Raw genomic sequence first — 16,756 nt, forward strand, 5'->3', positions numbered from 1 at the left:
GGGGGCCGGCGTTCTCAATGCCGCGGAGCCATCCTAGAGCATTTTCGGATCGCGTGCAGGGGGCGAAATTTATGTTCTTGGTTGTCGTCTCCCTGTAGGAGCGGGTCATGAGGGGGGGGCCCATCCTGAGTCAAGCCGCTCTGTCCGTATACCCGAAACGAAAATGCTCTAAAAAATGGAAAAGGGCTTGTCGTTATCGATTCGGCATCCGCCGGCTTACCGGCGCGCGCCGGATCTTGCGCCGCCTCCGAAAGACCCGCTTCCGCGGGTGCCAAAGCCGGCACCGCCTCGAAATCCTTCGAAGGATCCGCGGCCAGGGGTTGCCGGCGCCATGCTTCTTCCGGTGGTGCGAGGCGGCTGGAGGATGCGCTCCTGACGATAGAGGGGAGCGGCCCGGATGTTTTGGGGCATTCGAATCCCTTGGCCGAAAGACTGCCGTTCGCGCCCGTTTCCGCCGGAAAGCCGCCTTTCTTCCTGCCTCGGGTTTATCCGGCGATTGGCAATGTCGCGGGAACGATACGATGGAGCGACAGCGGAACCGCCGCTCCGCTGCGTCGCTTGAGGGGAAGAATTCCAGCGGATGATTTGAGGGCGCCTGCTTCGGCTTCCCGAAAAGCTTCCCTTGGAAGCGGACGGCCGTTCCGCCGACTGCATTTGCGGTGCGGCGGAGCGGTTCCGGTCGCGGCGGCTTCCGGTACGCGACACGATGGCCTGGGCGCCGGCTCTGGCAGAAGGTGTGTAAAACCCGTGCCGAGGAGGCGTAGGGCCGGACTGGCGAAAGCCTCCTGGAGACGTTTTGAGCGATCTCTCGGCCCATGGATAGCGGTATTTGTTTCCGCCGGAATGACGGCTGACGAAATAACGATGGCGGCCGAGAAACACAGGGCGGTGGAAATCGTTCAACACGAAGAAGCCGGGAAAATAGAATCCCGCGGACCAGAAGGGGTAAGGCGTCCAGGTGTAAAGATAATCGTAAGGCACCGGCGGCGAATAATAGGTCACCACGGGAGGGCCGTAGACGTCGAAATACTCTTCGACGGTGCCGGAATCCGGATTTGCCGTGTATTCCGGCGGGGGCGCTTCGCCCATCAGTCCTTCGTCCAGGTCGGAAACTCCGGGGGGCGCCGGCGGATTCAGGATTTTGACGCTGCTCCGATAGGCTTCCGGTATGGCATTGTAGTCATCGGTGTAATGAATTTCTCCCTGCCCGTCGGTATAGCGATACAAAGGCCTGTTTTCCGGCTTGCGGACGGGGCCGGCAGGCGTTTTCAGATTCGGCGTCACGTCGAGCCCGAGTGCTTTTTCCACTTCGGCGAGCAGCGCCAAGGCTTGGCGCTTGCCGAAACCCAGTTTTCCCTGCTCGGCGGCTTCGGCAAGGCTTTTCTCGATATCTCCCAGTACCGCCGGAGTCACCGGGTAATCGGTAATCCAGCCGTTTGCGGGCGTGATGCCGAGGCTGCCGAGCAGCGATTCCGCTTGGGCTTCGTCCGGCGACCGGTCAAGCTTTAACGCTTCGGCGAGCCGTACGGCGAAAACGCCTTCGGGAACCAAGGCCTGTTCCATAGGAGGCAACCCGGTCGTGGCAGCGGTAAGGGACGAAGCGACGGCGGGCAGCGGAAGATTAAAGGCTTCTTCTCCGTAAGCGGTCGCCGCAAGCAGGCACCCGGCGGCGGCAAGAACCACCGCATGGCGGATATACCGTGTGAAGGCTGGAGCGGACATGATTGACGCCTTGATGTCGGAAAAACCGTTAGGCAGTCGGCCGGCCGATAAAATTCCCTGGGTTCTGTCGGCGTTCATCTAAGGCCGTTCGGAACGGCGAGCCGGAGCGGATAGCCGTCCGGATGCGGATACGGAGTTCCTTAGGATTTCGTCAAAAACAACTTCCCCCTTTGAAAAAGGAGAGCTTCGTCAAAAACACCTCCCCCTTTGAAAAAGGGGGATCGAGGGGGATTTATTTGATCAATCTCCCCCGGCCCCTCGGCACTATAGCTCCTGCATTGCCTACCTCCTGCCTCCTTGCAGTCGTCGGCAACCGCTCCCTGCGTTGCCTTCGATCGTTTGTTCCTGACGCGATTTACCTCCCCCATCCGGGGGGTCATCGATCGCGTGTTCCCGACGCGATCTCCCTCGCCCTTCCTTGGGCTTGTACCTCCTGCATCCCTGCAGTCGTCTTTTTCAAAGCGGGGAGCGAAGCCTCTGCTTTTCAAAACCATCAACATTCGGGAAGTTATTTCCTACCAGCTCCTTAACTACCGTCCCGGCAATTTCCCGGCCTTGGCACTATCGATGAAGGTTAGGAGAACAAATCGGTCGGAGCCTGGCTTAGGGGTTGGGCTTATGTGGGGTAGCGTACTGAACTTTAGGTTGAGCAAGCGTAAAGTTTTTTCGAAGAGGGCGAACGCCTCACGGCTTTAGCGAACCGTGACGAAAAGCCCGTTGAAGGCTTCTGATAGGCATCCAGGGTTGGAGGTTAAATGGGGTTGTTTTCGAGACTTTTTGTCGCCTCCCTGGCTTTGTTTACTGGCGGTTCCGGCCTGCGCGCCGAATCTGCCGTCCCGGATATGCAATGGGCGATGCCGGGAAAAAACTATGCCTCCTGGCGCTTCAGCGAAGAAAACCGGATCAATGCCGGCAATGTCGGCCACCTCCAGGTCGCCTGGACTTTTTCGACCGGGGTGCTGCACGGGCACGAGGCCGCGCCGCTGGTCGTCGACGGTACGATGTATATCGTGACCCCCTATCCGAATATTCTGTATGCCCTGGATTTGAAGGAACCGGGCGGCCCTATCAAATGGGCCTATAAGCCGGAGCCGCAGCGGGCGGCTCAGGGCGTAGCCTGCTGCGATGTCGTCAACCGCGGCGCCGCCTATGCCGACGGCAAGGTGGTGTTCAATACGCTGGATAATCATACGATCGCCGTCGATGCGGATACCGGCGTAGAAGTCTGGAAAACCCGGCTCGGCGACATCAACCGGGGCGAAAGCATGACCATGGCGCCGCTGATCGTCAAAGACAAGGTGCTGGTCGGCAACAGCGGCGGCGAGATGGGCGTGCGCGGCTGGTTGACCGCGCTGGACTTGAAAACCGGCAAACAGTTATGGCGCGCATACAGCACCGGACCCGACAAGGACGTGCTGATCGGAAAGGAGTTCAAAGCGCCTTACCCCTCCGGCAATGGCCGCGATCTCGGCGTCGCGACTTGGCCGCCGGATGCCTGGAAGACCGGCGGCGGTGCGGTATGGGGCTGGCTGTCCTACGATCCGGACCTCAATCTGGTCTATTACGGCACCAGCAATCCCGGCAGTTGGAACGCCGATCAGCGGCCCGGCGACAATAAATGGGGATCCAGCGTCTTTGCCCGCGACCCGGATACGGGCTATGCCAAATGGGCCTATCAGTACGCTCCCCACGATTTTCACGATTACGACGGCGTCAACGAGCATGTGCTGGTCGATCTGAACATCGGCGGCCGGCCCCGCAAGACCATGCTGCATCCCGACCGCAACGGCTATATGTATCTGATGGACCGCACCGATGGCCGGATCCTGTCGGCGGTTCCGTTCGTCTACACGAACAGCGTGGAGAAAATCGACCTCGAAACCGGCCGTCCGGTCATGGCCAAGAGCAAGGAAACGCATCAGGGCATGGAGGTCAAGGATATTTGCCCGGCCGCGCCCGGCGGCAAGGATTGGCAGCCGTCGGCCTATTCGCCGCGCACCCGGTTGCTGTACGTCCCGCACAACAATCTCTGCATGGATATGAAAGGCACGGAAGTCGGTTATATCGCCGGCACCCCTTTCGTAGGCGCCGAAGTCGTGATCAAGGCCGGACCGGGCGGCAATCGCGGTGCGTTCACGGCCTGGGATCCGGTCGCGGCGAAACCGGCCTGGTCAATCAAGGAAAAATTTCCGGTGTGGAGCGGCGCGCTGGTCACCGCGGGCGATATCGTCTTCTACGGCACGATGGACCGCTGGTTCAAAGCGGTCGACGCGAAGACCGGCAAGAAATTATGGAAATTCCGCACCGGCTCCGGGGTGATCGGCCAGCCGGTGACCTATACGGCGCCGTCCGGCAAGCAGTATGTCGCCGTGCTATCCGGCGTCGGAGGCTGGGCCGGCGTGGCGGTTGCCGGCGAGCTGGACACCCGGATACCGTTCGGCGCACTGGGATTTAGCGGGGCAAGCGCCGACTTGCCCCAGGCAACCAGCGCGGGCGGTATGCTGTACGTGTTCGCGCTGCCGGAAGCTGGCGAGTGACGGGTTTCGGCAGGAAGGTCGCGCGGTGGTGCCTGGGGGGCATGCTGACCGCGCTGCCGGTATCGGCCTGGAGCGATGAACCGGCCGGGACGCCGCCGGTACTGCGCGTCTGCGCCGATCCCAACAATCTGCCGTTTTCCAATCAGGCCGGCGAAGGCTTCGAAAATCGTCTGGCCGCACTGTTGGCAAAGTCTTTGGGGATGACGCTCGACTATACCTGGCACGCGCAGCGCCGAGGGTTTCTGCGCGAAACGTTGAATGCCGGGCTGTGCGACGTGGTGATGGGACTGCCCAGCCGGGACGACAAGGCGCTGACCACACGACCGTATTACCGTTCGAGCTATGTGTTGGTTTATCCGACGGCGCGGGGTTACCGCATCCGTTCCCTGGACGATCCCAAACTGAAGCGGCTCCGCATCGGCGTCCATCTGGCGGGCGATAAAAGTTCCCCGCCCGCCCTGGCGCTGGCTCGCCGCGGCATCATCGACAATGTGGTCGGTTACAGTGTCTACGGCGATTACGGCAAAGCCAGTCCGCCCCTGCAGTTGGTCGACGGCGTGGCGCAGGGCGATATCGACGTGGCGGTAGCCTGGGGGCCGGCCGCCGGCTATTTCGCCGGCAAGACGCCGGCCGGCTTGACGCTGGTACCCCTGGCGGACGACAGGCGGAACAAGCTGCCGTTCGTTTTTTCGATCTCCCTCGGCGTCCGCAAAAGCGATAAGCTGTTGAAATCGCGGCTCGATGCCGCGCTCGACCGCAACCGCGATGCGATCGCCGCCTTACTGGACGGCTACCATGTGCCGCGGACGGACCCGCGCCATAAACCGGCTTCCTTTAACCACTGACCTGCGAGCGTTATATGATGCGTATCATGCCCCTGAATCTGATCGCCGCCGGTCTTCTCGCAGCCGGGCAGGCGGCGCTTGCGGAGGAAGTTTTTTCCGGGAGCCCGTCGGAGCCGGCCTCGAGCCGATTGCTGAACAGCCAGGTCGGGGGCACGCACATTCCCCTGCAGGCCGAACCCGACACCTACGAAAATCCGTATGCGGGCGAAGGGCAGGCCATTGCGGAGGGCGGAAAATTGTTCATCGGCATGAATTGCGCAGGCTGCCATGCCCCGCAGGGCGGGGGCGGCATGGGGCCGCCTTTGTCCGACGAAAAGTGGATTTACGGCGGCCGGCCCGAACAAATTTACCTCACCATCCTGCAGGGGCGTCCCAACGGCATGCCCGCTTTCGGCAAGGCCTTGCCCGAAGCGTCGATCTGGAAACTGGTCGCTTATATCGAGACGCTGAAATCCCTGCCGGCGCCGGCCAATCCGTCGGCCCGATCCAAATCATCGGAGTGAGAGGAGCGATGGCGACGCCGCTGAATTATCTGCGCAGTTTCGGTCCGGCCGCCGATCCGCTCGCCGCCCTGGGCTGGGGCCTGATAGCCATCTCGCTTGCGGTGACGGCCATTATCGCGGTACTCCTGGCGCTGGCAATTTTCAGACACAGGGATACGGACCGGCCCGGTACCGGTGAGCCGCTTCCGGTAACGCGGGAATCGAAAGGCATGGCCTGGATCTACATCGGCGTCGGTATTACCGCCGTGGTGCTGTTCGCCAGCACGCTATGGACGGTCCGCACCGTAACGGCCGTGTATTCGCCCGCGAGCACGCCGGCACTGACCGTCGACGTGACGGCCCGCCAATGGTGGTGGGAGGTCAAGTACCGCGGCGACGACCCGGCGCTGGCCCTTACTACCGCCAACGAGATTCATATTCCTACCGGCGAGCCGGTCCGGATCAATTTGGCCAGCGCCGACGTCATCCATTCGTTCTGGGTACCGCAATTGGCGGGCAAAACGGATGTGATTCCCGGAAAAAACAATACGGCCTGGCTGCAGGCCGAAAAAGCCGGCGACTATTTCGCTCGCTGCGGCGAATATTGCGGCGCCCAGCATGCCCATATGGAATTCCATGTGATCGCGCAGGCGCCTGCCGACTTCGCGGCCTGGCGCCGGCGCCAACTGGCGGCGGCCGCCGCTCCCGAAACTGTTGAATTGCGGCATGGGCAACAGGTGTTTCTGATGCGCTGCAGCGTATGCCATGCCGTGCGGGGCACTCTGGCCGGCGGCAATTTCGGGCCGGACCTGACGCATCTGGCGAGCCGCGCCACGATTGCCGCCGGACTTCTGGCGAATAACGCGGAAAACGATGCCGCCTGGGTCGATGATGCGCAAGCCCTGAAGCCGGGCAGCGGCATGCCCGCCCTGCATCTTCCGGCGCGGGAACTGGCCGATGTGGTTGCTTACCTTCGCAGCTTGAAATAAGGGAGACTGATCGTGAAGGACACTTATGATAACCGAACGCCGGCGCTCTCCCCGGCGGACGATCCGGCGAACGCCGCAAGGCTGCGGCAGCTCTGGGAAACGCCGCCGGGACTGCGCGGCCAGCTCGCGACCGTGGACCACAAGATCATCGGTATCCGCTATCTGGTGACGGCGTTTCTGTTCCTGGTGCTGGGCGGACTCGAGGCGCTGATGATGCGCTTGCAGCTCGCGCACGCCGATCAGCATCTGCTGTCGCCGGCGCAATATAACCAGATGTTTTCGATGCACGGGATCACGATGATTTTCCTGTACGCGCTGCCGGTGCTGTCCGGGTTTTCCAATTACCTGTGGCCGCTGCTGCTGGGGTCGCGCGACATGGCCTTTCCGCGCCTGAACGCCTTTTCCTACTGGATCTATCTCTTCTCGGGTATCTTCATTTATACGAGCTTTCTGGCCGGCGGCGGGCCCGACAGCGGCTGGTTCAATTACGTGCCGTACACGGCGTTGAACTACAATCCGGGGCAGGGCATCGATTTCTACGCCTTGGGCATGATCCTGTTCGGGATTTCCACGACGGCGGGATCGATCAATTTCATCGTGACCGTGTTCCGTACCCGCGCGCCCGGCATGTCGCTGAACCGCCTGCCCATTCTGATCTGGGGCACATTGACCGCTTCCCTCGGCAATTTACTGGCGGTGCCCGCGGTGAGTCTGGCCTTTTTTATGCTGTGGATGGACCGGCGCATCGGTACCCGTTTTTTCGATGAAGGAGGCGGCGGCGATCCGCTGCTGTGGCAGCACCTGTTCTGGATGTTCGGCCATCCGTGGGTCTATGCGATCGTGCTGCCGGCGATGGGCATCGTTTCGGACGGCTTGCCGACTTTCTGCCGGCGGCCCTTGGTGGGTTATACGCCGGTCGCCTTATCGACCGTCGCCACCATGTTCATCGGTTTCGGCGTATGGGTGCACCATATGTTCGCGACCGGCCTGCCGGCCTTGTCCATGTCGTTTTTCAGCGCCGCCAGTTTCATCATCGTGATTCCGAGCGCGGTCGCGGTGTTTGCCTGGATCGCGACGATCTGGCTGGGCAGGCCGGTGTTCAAGGTGCCGTTTCTGTTTTTCGCCTCGTTCGTGCTGCTGTTCGTGATCGGCGGGGTGTCCGGCTTCATGACCGCCGCGGTGCCGCTGGACTGGCAGTTGACCGACACCTATTTCATCGTGGCGCATTTGCACTACGTGCTGCTCGGCATCAACGTGTTTCCGGTGATCGGCGGCGTCTATTTCTGGTTTCCCAAAATGACCGGTAGGCTCCTGGACGAGCGCCTGGGGCGCTGGAACTTCTGGACCCTGTTCATCGGCTTCAATCTGGCCTTCTTCCCGATGCACATCAGCGGACTCCTGGGCATGCCGCGGCGGGTTTATACCTATCCGGCCGGCTACGGCTGGGATACGCTGAATTTCATTACGACGTTAGGCGCTTTCCTGTTCGCGGCCGGGGTGCTGTTGTTCGTGTTCAACGTGGCTTTGAGTTTGCGCCGGGGGGAAATCGCCGGCCCCAATCCCTGGTACGCTTCGACGCTGGAATGGGCCGTTTCCTCGCCGCCCCCGCCTTACAATTTTGCGGTGATCCCCACGGTGGCCAGCCGCCATCCGCTGTGGGAGACGCATCTGCCCGAGGAAGGTTCCGGCCGCTCCATTCTGGACCAGGGTGCGCCGCTGGCCGAGGCGCGCGAAACGTTCGGCGTGACGGCGCTGGACGGCGAGCCCGACGTCATTCTCCGAATGCCCACCGATTCCTGGACGCCGCTGGTCATGGCCCTGCTGTTGACGGCGCTGGGCTACGGTGCGTTGCTCCGGAACTGGGCGTTGTGCGGATGGGTTAGCGTAGGCGTGGTAGGCTGCCTGCTGGTCTGGCTGTGGCCGCCTGCTGCGCCGGCGAAAACCCTCAAATATCGAACGATGGATGTCCGTTATGATTGACACGATTTCTTTTCGTAGAAACCTGCCGGTAGGCGCCGTCGGTCACCGCGCTTTGGGATGGTGGGGTATGTGGATGCTGATCGCCACCGAAGCCGCGTTGTTCGCCTATTTGTTGTTCAGCTATTTCTATCTGCTTTCGCAATCCCAAAACATCGGGCTGCCGGCGACGCCGCCGTCATTGCGTCTGGCGTTGCCCAATACCTTTATCCTGATCGGCAGCAGTCTGATCCTCTGGTGGGGAGAACGCGGGATGCGCCGGGGGCGGATGATGCGGCAGCTCGCGGCGCTCGGTCTGGCGCTGGCTTTGGGCGTCATTTTTATGGCCGTCCAGGGAGAGGAATGGCGCAACAAGACTTTCTCGATCACCGAACACGCCTATGGATCGCTCTATTTCACGGTCACCGGTTTCCACATGCTGCATGTGCTGGGCGGCGCGCTGATGTTGGCCGCCTTATTCGTCTGGACCGCGCTCGGACATTTCAATGCGGAAAGGAATGCGCCCATTACCATCGGCGCCCTTTACTGGCATTTCGTCGATGCGGTATGGCTCACCATCTTCGGCAGTTTTTATCTTTATCCTTATCTTCTGTAACGCTATGGCTCACGACGCTCGGAAAGATCCCTTCCATCCTTCGCCACACCGCGAAGAGGTCGGCCTGACCTCGCTATGGATCGGAATCCTGGGGGCGCCGTTGATCTGGATGGCCCTGGAAATGGTGTCTTCCGCGTTGACCGCTTCCCTGTGCAAGACTGACACTACCTCCATCGCTCCGCAGCATACCGATACGGTATGGCAATATCTGTTGCCGATCAATCTGGTCGCCTTCCTGCTGGCGTTGATCGCGGCCGGCGTCGCGATCAATAACTGGCGTAAAGTGCGCCACGAAAGGGCAGGGTCCGCGCATGACCTGCTCGAAATCGGCGAAGGCCGTACCCGTTTTCTCGCCATGTTCGGTCTGCTGACCAGCGGCGGATTTCTGATTGCGTTGATCTTCAGTGCGCTGATGCTGTTTTTGGTGCCGCTGTGCCGATAACGCGCCTGCATTTCACGAGCCGGCTGCTGACCGTGCCGGGCCTGGCGCTGTCGATGCCGCAGGCTTTGGCCCATGCCAGCGGGAAAGCGGCGGAGCCTGGCTGGAGCTTTGAGTTCTGGATAGTTTTGCCGGTGGGGTTTACAGTGGCGGCCTATGCCGCCGGCATTCGACGCCTGGGGCGGAATGGCCTTCTCATTCGGATCGCCGGACCGGGCCGCTGCGCCGCCTTCGCGCTGGGTGTGGCCGTGCTGGCCGCGGCGCTGATGTCAAGGCTGGACCGGCTTGCCGATGTTCTGTTTTCGGCGCACATGACCCAACATCTGCTGCTGATGCTCGGCGCGCCGCCGCTGCTGGTACTGGGGCGGACCGAAGTAGTCCTGCTGTGGGCTTTGCCCCTGGCCTGGCGCCGCTTCGTCGGACACGGCTGGCGCAAGGCGCGGGGATTGCGGTTGGCGATACGGCTTTTGGGAAGGCCCGTCAGCGTAGGCGTGCTGGGGAGCGCGGCGATGGGGTTCTGGCATTTCCCGGGACCTTATGCCTGGGCACTGCGGCAACCGTCCGTGCATATCTTCGAACATGCCTGTTTTTTTATGACATCCCTTGCGTTCTGGTCGCTGGCTTTACGGCCCTTCGGTTACGCCAAAGGCGGCCACGGGGTCGCCATAGCGCTGTTGATTGTATTTGCACTGGAAAGCACGCTGCTGGGAGCTGTGCTGGTATTTGCCGGCCGTCCGTTTTATGCCGTGCAGCTACCGCTTTCGCGGCCGGAGCCGGCGTTCTTATCCGGGCTTTCGCCGTTACAGGATCAGCAGCTTGCCGGGCTGATCATGTGGGTGCCGGCCGGTTTGGTGCCGTTGGCGGCGCTGGTCGCCGTGTTTGCCGATCTGCTGTCGATCCGGCGGCGATCCGGATGAAATGAGTCGGTTCAACGCTTTTCCGAAGCAGCTCCGCCGGCTTCCGGGCTAAAAAAATTCCCGCCGCCCTACCGGCCTTGCTTCGCCCGGTCTAACCGAAATAAAGGCTAAGTTCGCCACGGATGTTTGGGCAGGTCGACGACGCCGACGACCTGGACGCCGACCTGCGCGACTGCGTGATCGTTGTCTACGGTGCCGCCGCTGACGCCTACCGCACCGATCAGCACGCCTTGTTCATCGACGATGGGCAGGCCGCCCGGAAAGGTGATCAGTCCTTCATTCGAATGTTCGATGCTGTAAAGCTGGCCGTTCGGTTGCGAAAGTTTGCCCAGTTCGCCGGACGGCATGCCGAACAGGCAGGCGGTTTTCGCTTTTTTGATGGCGACGTCGATACTGCCGACCCAGGCGTCGTCCATTCGGCGGAAGGCTTTTAGATTCCCGCCCGAATCGACTATCGCGACGCAGCTGGGGGTTTCGGTTTCCTGGGCTTTGGTGATCGCAGCGTCGATGATGCGTTCCGCTTGCTCGTAAGTCACATGCATTGGATTTCCCCTCCGGTTCCGTCTATTGGCCGCCCCTTTCAGAGCCTTTGCATTCGGTGTGTCCGCAGTTGCAGGTATCGGCGCCGATCATATTTTCGCAATAGCCGCTGCAATATTCCTGGCCGGGCGGGACCGAACAGCGGCAGCCGGCATGGGCGCATTTCACGGATAAATTTGGATTGGGCTGGCTATTTTCCGGGGAAGTCATTCCTTGTCTCCTGGTTGTTGTTATTCTCTTTTTATTCTACCGATCGGCGCGGCAAGATATGTTCGCTAGCGAACTTAAGCGGAAATATTTGAACTCCGGCAAACCGCTTTTTCTCAAAAAATTCAGTTCGGCGCGATCTTCGATCGCTCGGGATCGCTGTCTTTTGCCGTTTCAACTGAAGGGAGGAAATGCAATGGAATCACTCAAGCAGGCTTTGTCCATGGCCGCCCCGAATCAATTGCGCCGCGATTTGCGCGCAACCAATAAACCTGAAATCCTGTTGCGCCGTGCGATTATCGGTATTTCCCTCGTGGGTATCGCAGGTATGGCCGCCGTTACGCTTTACCAGTCCGGTACGGTGAAGCACCTGCCCGACCTTCCTCTCGAAGGTTTCGATTCCGATAAAGTCAATGCTTCCGATACGGCGTACGGTTGGGGTATGCCCGACGCTCCGTTAAGCATCATCAGTCATGCGTTTAATATTGCGTTGGCGGCTTTCGGGCATGCAGGGCGTGCGCATACCCAGCCGTGGGCGCCTCTCCTTGCCAGCGCCGCTGCCGCGCCGGCCGCCGCCGTATCGGCCAAGTATCTGTTCTATCAAATGCCGGTACGGGAGCGCGGTTGGTGTCCTTACTGCATTGTCGATGCTTTGGCACATATTGCAAGCTTCGGTTTTACGCTGTGGGAAGCGGGTAAAGCGGCGGTTCGGTTGCGGCGCTTGTAGCGGAAGCAGGGGATAAGCGAGGAGCTGCCGTTTATTTCCTGATAGTGATTTTCGTGCGTCCTGCCTGGGGCTCGGGCATCTGCAATACGTCGTCGGAGGTAAAAACGGCACCGCGCCGCCCCTTATCCGTTGTGGAAGCAGGGCGGCGCTCTGTTATCGTGCCGTTTTATTCGGGATTTTTCATGCCTTTTCTGTGCTTCCAGTGTTCCCGTCGCTGCTTTTTGAGCTCGTCGAGTTTGGTCATTTGTTCAGGAGTCAATACGGTGCCCAGCTTGCTGTGGGTTTCGTCGTGCAGCGCCTTGAATTTGTCGTGCTGCTCCTTGAAGATCGCTTCCACCTCGTTTTTTTGTTGGTCCGTCAGTTGCAGTTCTTGGGTAAGGCGTTCGATCCGATGTTTCTGATGCTCTTCCGAACCCGAGGCTTGGTCGCCGGGAAACGCGGCAGCGGTCAACGGGAAGATCGTTACGAATGCGAGTGTCAGTAAAGTTTTGTTCATGGTCTTATCTCATTCAGATTAATTTGGGGATTCGAACGGGAGGTTTCGCCGTTCTTGAGGAATAAGATAATTGGCGACCATGCAAACAATTTGCAGCAATTGTGGAAACAATGTGGAAGTTTCAGCGCGATATTTCGAGCGGAAGGGGGATATGAAACGGCGCCGCCCCTGAAGATGCGCTAGTCGGGGTTTTCGTAACGGTAGCCGGCGCCGTAAACCGAGTGGATCACTTCCTTTTCGGGCAGCAGTTCGGCCAGTTTTTTGCGCAGCTTTTTGATGTGGCTGTCGATCGTCCGGTCGGAGACGATGCGCTGGTCGGGATAAATCAGATCCATCAACTGCTGTCTGGAGAAAATGCGTCCCGGCTGCCGGTACAATGCCTGCAGCAGTTCGAATTCGACCGCGGTCAATTCGGTTTCCCGGCTGCCGGCGCGCACCCGGAATTGGCCGGGATCGAGAGCCAGCGAATACGTGTCCGACGCATGGGCGGGCGGCTGCAGGCGGCGCAGGACCGCCTTCACGCGCGCGACCATTTCGCGCGGGCTGAAGGGTTTGCAGATATAGTCGTCGGCGCCGAGCTCCAGCCCCAGCAGGCGGTCGATTTCTTCGATGCGTGCGGTGACCATGATGATCGGCACCGGGCTGAAGCTCCTTATCTCGCGGCACAGTTCCAGGCCGTCCCGGCCGGGCAGCATCAGATCCAGCAGCACCAGGTCGGCGTTATGCTGCCTGAGCCAGGGCACGACCGTGAGGCCGTCGGCCAGAATCGTGCCGGCAAAGCCCGCCGCCTGCAGATAATCGGCCTCCAACTGTGCGAGCCGAGGTTCGTCTTCGACGATCAGTATCCGTTTCATACGTTCACCGGCAGTTCGATCCGAATCCGAAGCCCGCCCGCCGCGGAAGCGCTGGCGCTGATCTCGCCGCGGTGCGCCTTCACGATATTACTGCAGATCGCCAGCCCGAGGCCGGCGCCGCCGTGATGGCGGCTGCGCGAGCTGTCGACCCGGTAAAAGCGGTCGAACAGGCGCGGCATCGCCGCCTCCGGCACGCCCGGCGCGCTGTCGGCAAATTCGACGACGAGCGCGTCGGCTTCCCGCGCGGCGGTAACGTCGAGCCATCCCCCGGTGTCGGTATAATTCAGGCTGTTGGTTAAAAGGTTGCGGAAAAGCTGCGACAGACGGTCCGGGTCGGCATGGAGGCTGAAAGGGGATTCGCGCCGGTCGGCCAGCTTTACCGCGATCCCTTTGGCGGCAAATTCCGGGGCCAGGACGTCCATATCCGCCCGCAGGATCGTAACCGGATCGACCGCGGATTTGCGGTAGCTCAAGGCACCCTGGTCGGACAGCGAGAGTTGATACAGATCGTCGGTCAGGCGGTTCAGGCGCATCATATCGCCGTACAATGCATCGACCGCCTCGCGCGTCAAAGGGCGAATGCCGTCCTGCAAGGCTTCCAGCTCGCCGCGCAGCACGGCGATCGGCGTCCGCAGTTCGTGCGAAATGTCCGCGATCCAACGCCGCCGCGCCTGTTCGGCCTGTCCCAGCGCGGCCGCCATTTCGTTGAAATCGCGTGCCAACTGCCCCAGTTCGTCGGCCGATTCGACCGGCAGGCGGATGTCGTAATTGCCGGCCGCCAGCGTTTTGGCCGCGCCGGCGATGCGTTTTAACGGCCGGCCGAGCGCGTATGCCAGAACCGAGGCGAGCACCGCGGACAGCAACACCATCCCCAGCGCAATCCATACGAAAGACCGGCCTTGCCGTTCGATAAACTGCAGCTCGATCGGCTGATTGAGCGGTTTGCCGGGCAACACGCCCAGGTAGCCGACGACCTGCTGTTGGTGCAGGATCGGGTGCAAGGTCAATTGCTTCAACCGGTCGCGGCGGCCGAAAATAACCGTTTTATCCGCGCGCAGCAGCATCACCCGCAATTCCAGCGGCAGAAACCGGCGTTCGGCTGCCGGGCCGTGCAACTCGGGCGGCCAAACGTCCGCCGGTTCCCGTATGGCTTGCTGCAGCCACTCCAGCGGAAAATGACGCCGATGTTCTCGGCTTTCCGCCAGCAAGTTAAGCCATTGGCGTTTGTTGCCGGTTAGCCGCTCCCAACCGGGATCGGCCGTGTAATAATTTTCGAGATTTTCGAGCAGGGTGGAGAGGTGTTCCTGCTGCCTTTTTTCGAGAAACTCGGCAAAGCCGCGGTCCAGCGACCAGCGCATGAAGGCGTACATGCCGGCGACTACCAGCAGCGTCGTCAGCAGCAGAGTCAAAAACAGCTTGAAACGGATCGATTTGGGCATCGGTCGGCAAAACGGAAAATTTTCGGTAAGCCGGATTTTACCGGGATTGCGCCAATTCGTGGAAATACTTCCCCGGATCATCCGTCAATCGCGACGATAACGAATTTTTTTCTGCGGCAGCGGTCGAAATTTCTGTAGCTCTATCTCATTGGAGCGACAAACCGCAGGAAAAATATTTTTCGGGATCGCTTCGGCCGGTTTGCGCCGGAGCATGGCAGGCGAGGGAACGATTATGCGTTATTTTATGGAAATGTTGATTCTGGTCATCGGCGTTACTTTAGCCGGTCCTGTTCCCGAAGCCGCCGCCGCTTTCGATATTGCCAAAAACAAGTTGCCTTCCGCAAAAATGACGGCCGCCAGCCCGGACGACGTCTGGGCCCGTATCCGTTCCGGAATGGGCATTCTTCGCCCGGCCGCTGCCGATCAGGCGCCGGTCCGTTCCGGTTCTTCGACGGTTACTCCGGAAACGCGCAAGCATCGGGATAAAGGCGGCCGTTATTCGAGATCCTTTTTCAATGTTTCGCCGCAAACGGAGTTTGTTTCCGATGATTCGGAATTAAGCCGGCCGAGATTTGCCCCGCCTCGCTACACGGCGCTGGGCATAAAACTGCTGGGTGCGAAAAGCTTGCGGGACAACGAGACGGGTTGTATGCCGTTCGCGGCGAAGAGGCCGCATGGCGAGGCGCTTGTTGCGGACAGCGAGACGGCTTTGCCGACATGGAAGGAGCAAACCCGAATCGGGGAGCCGCATCCCGATTTTCGTCTGAAACCCGGCGTTGGCTCAACCGACAGGTTTAATGGCTTTAAAGCTTCGGCGCCTTTATCCGGACGCCTGAGCACAGAGGGGACAGTAAAGACGGCTTCGCGTTGCGCAGAATCCCGATCGGCTGCGCCCGGACCGGGCAGCCGGCAGCCGGTGCGCAATGCAAACCGGCCCGAAAAACAGTCGCTTCCGGCAGGGCATCCAAGCGAACAGGCCGCGATTGATCCACATATCGATAAATTCATCGCCGCTTATGCTCGAAATCCCGATTTCCTCTACCGCGTGGGCGAACGCGCGCGCCCCTACCTGTACCATATCGTCGAAGAACTCAGCCGTTACCAGCTGCCGCTGGAGCTGGCGCTGCTTCCGATCGTCGAAAGCGCCTACCGGCCGACCGCCGAATCCCCCAAAAACGCGAAAGGGCTCTGGCAATTCATTCCCGGCACCGGCATCGACTATGATTTGGCGCAAAGCCGCGATTACGACGAACGGCTCGATATTCAAAAATCCACCCAGGCGGCGATACGTTTCCTGAGCAGTTTGTATCGCCATTTCAACGGCGACTGGCTGCTGGCGCTGGCGGCCTATAATGCGGGGCAGGCCGCGGTAGACAATGCGCTCAACCGTAACCGGGCAGAGGGTTTGCCGGTCGATTTCTGGTCGCTGAACTTGCCTCGGGAAACGAAGGAATACATTCCCCGGCTGCTGGCTCTATCGGCGATCTTCGCCCGCCCGGCCCACTTTGACGTCCAGCTGCCGTCCGTCAAGAACGAGCCGTATTTCGTTAAGGTCAAAATCGAACGTGCGTTTGAAGTGAATTATCTGGCTGAAAAGAAAATCGCTGCGATCGCGGGTCTGGCCGATATGCCGCCCGAGCAATTCCGCAGGCTTAACCCCGGTTATCTCGGTACCGTCCTGCCCCGCCAGCATGATTACGTTTTTCTGGTGCCGCCGGATAACGCGGTCCGGCTTCGCAGGCGTCTGGCAGATTTGTTCCGGTTTATGCCGGCGCCGCGTTTGTCCCGCACAGCCGTACTTGCGGAAGACTGAGACGATGCGCGCCGGTCGTCGGCTTCGCCAAGACGGCATTTAAAGGCATCCGCAGCGCTAGTTTCCGGCAAAGTCCTTCTCGCAGCCTGTGCTGGGCTCCTGTCTGCTCACTCTCGATGTGCCGGGAGAGGTTTCGATACGGTTTGGGTTGCGTGCGAGGCGGAATAACGTAGAATG

The 16,756-nt window shown here is 60.5% G+C and carries 15 protein-coding genes; 10 read left to right on the forward strand and 5 right to left on the reverse strand.

Annotation, left to right across the window (positions count from 1 at the left end):
• Window positions 1-216: 216 nt before the first annotated feature.
• Window positions 217-1,722 (reverse strand): hypothetical protein, encoded by a 1,506-nt coding sequence (locus tag JJL52_RS11345; RefSeq protein WP_202052533.1) that lies wholly within the window; start codon window positions 1,720-1,722, stop codon window positions 217-219.
• 755 nt (window positions 1,723-2,477) lie between these two features.
• On the opposite strand from JJL52_RS11345, the gene JJL52_RS11350 reads away from it, so the two are divergent.
• Genes JJL52_RS11350 through JJL52_RS11385 form a run of 8 tightly spaced genes read left to right on the forward strand, consistent with a single transcriptional unit; the run spans window position 2,478 to window position 10,503 of the window.
• Window positions 2,478-4,259, forward strand: coding sequence for a methanol/ethanol family PQQ-dependent dehydrogenase (locus tag JJL52_RS11350; RefSeq protein ID WP_202052534.1), 1,782 nt, complete (start codon window positions 2,478-2,480; stop codon window positions 4,257-4,259).
• Window positions 4,256-5,104 carry a substrate-binding domain-containing protein gene (locus JJL52_RS11355; protein ID WP_336885064.1) on the forward strand — a complete coding sequence of 283 codons (849 nt, stop codon included), beginning with the start codon at window positions 4,256-4,258 and terminating at the stop codon, window positions 5,102-5,104. The genes JJL52_RS11350 and JJL52_RS11355 overlap by 4 nt, the downstream gene beginning before the upstream one ends.
• A gap of 17 nt (window positions 5,105-5,121) precedes the next feature.
• Entirely contained in the window at window positions 5,122-5,607 is a 486-nt protein-coding gene (locus JJL52_RS11360; RefSeq protein WP_202052535.1) for a c-type cytochrome, read from the forward strand.
• A gap of 8 nt (window positions 5,608-5,615) precedes the next feature.
• Window positions 5,616-6,575, forward strand: coding sequence for a cytochrome c oxidase subunit II (gene coxB, locus JJL52_RS11365; RefSeq protein ID WP_202052536.1), 960 nt, complete (start codon window positions 5,616-5,618; stop codon window positions 6,573-6,575).
• A 12-nt stretch (window positions 6,576-6,587) separates the two neighbouring features.
• Complete coding sequence (gene ctaD / locus JJL52_RS11370) at window positions 6,588-8,555, forward strand: cytochrome c oxidase subunit I (protein ID WP_336885065.1); 1,968 nt, start codon at window positions 6,588-6,590, stop codon at window positions 8,553-8,555.
• Window positions 8,548-9,147: a cytochrome c oxidase subunit 3 gene (locus JJL52_RS11375; protein ID WP_202052537.1), complete on the forward strand. Its 600-nt coding sequence runs from the start codon at window positions 8,548-8,550 to the stop codon at window positions 9,145-9,147. Before ctaD ends, JJL52_RS11375 begins: the two co-directional genes overlap by 8 nt.
• A 4-nt stretch (window positions 9,148-9,151) precedes the next feature.
• Window positions 9,152-9,589 carry a hypothetical protein gene (locus tag JJL52_RS11380; RefSeq protein WP_202052538.1) on the forward strand — a complete coding sequence of 146 codons (438 nt, stop codon included), beginning with the start codon at window positions 9,152-9,154 and terminating at the stop codon, window positions 9,587-9,589.
• Window positions 9,580-10,503: a cytochrome c oxidase assembly protein gene (locus tag JJL52_RS11385; RefSeq protein WP_202052539.1), complete on the forward strand. Its 924-nt coding sequence runs from the start codon at window positions 9,580-9,582 to the stop codon at window positions 10,501-10,503. The genes JJL52_RS11380 and JJL52_RS11385 overlap by 10 nt, the downstream gene beginning before the upstream one ends.
• A 107-nt stretch (window positions 10,504-10,610) precedes the next feature.
• Here JJL52_RS11385 and JJL52_RS11390 read toward each other — a convergent pair whose 3' ends face one another.
• Window positions 10,611-11,045, reverse strand: coding sequence for a GlcG/HbpS family heme-binding protein (locus tag JJL52_RS11390; protein WP_202052540.1), 435 nt, complete (start codon window positions 11,043-11,045; stop codon window positions 10,611-10,613).
• A gap of 401 nt (window positions 11,046-11,446) precedes the next feature.
• Here JJL52_RS11390 and JJL52_RS11395 point away from each other — a divergent pair, with 401 nt between their 5' ends.
• Entirely contained in the window at window positions 11,447-11,977 is a 531-nt protein-coding gene (locus tag JJL52_RS11395) for a vitamin K epoxide reductase family protein (protein ID WP_202052541.1), read from the forward strand.
• A 166-nt stretch (window positions 11,978-12,143) separates the two neighbouring features.
• Here the strand turns inward: JJL52_RS11395 and JJL52_RS11400 are convergent, their stop codons facing one another.
• The 3 genes from JJL52_RS11400 to JJL52_RS11410 all read right to left on the reverse strand — a co-directional run bounded on the left by JJL52_RS11400 (window position 12,144) and on the right by JJL52_RS11410 (window position 14,766).
• Complete coding sequence (locus JJL52_RS11400; protein ID WP_202052542.1) at window positions 12,144-12,473, reverse strand: hypothetical protein; 330 nt, start codon at window positions 12,471-12,473, stop codon at window positions 12,144-12,146.
• A gap of 179 nt (window positions 12,474-12,652) precedes the next feature.
• Entirely contained in the window at window positions 12,653-13,327 is a 675-nt protein-coding gene (locus JJL52_RS11405) for a response regulator (RefSeq protein ID WP_202052543.1), read from the reverse strand.
• A complete protein-coding gene (locus tag JJL52_RS11410; RefSeq protein ID WP_202052544.1) occupies window positions 13,324-14,766 on the reverse strand; it encodes an ATP-binding protein in 1,443 nt (480 codons plus the stop codon). The genes JJL52_RS11405 and JJL52_RS11410 overlap by 4 nt, the downstream gene beginning before the upstream one ends.
• A 232-nt stretch (window positions 14,767-14,998) precedes the next feature.
• Between JJL52_RS11410 and JJL52_RS11415 the strand changes: the two genes are divergently transcribed.
• Window positions 14,999-16,579 carry a transglycosylase SLT domain-containing protein gene (locus tag JJL52_RS11415; protein ID WP_202052545.1) on the forward strand — a complete coding sequence of 527 codons (1,581 nt, stop codon included), beginning with the start codon at window positions 14,999-15,001 and terminating at the stop codon, window positions 16,577-16,579.
• Window positions 16,580-16,756 lie beyond the last annotated feature (177 nt).

It is taken from the genome of Candidatus Methylomicrobium oryzae (assembly GCF_016745425.1).
In the GTDB taxonomy this organism is placed as follows: domain Bacteria; phylum Pseudomonadota; class Gammaproteobacteria; order Methylococcales; family Methylomonadaceae; genus Methylomicrobium; species Methylomicrobium oryzae.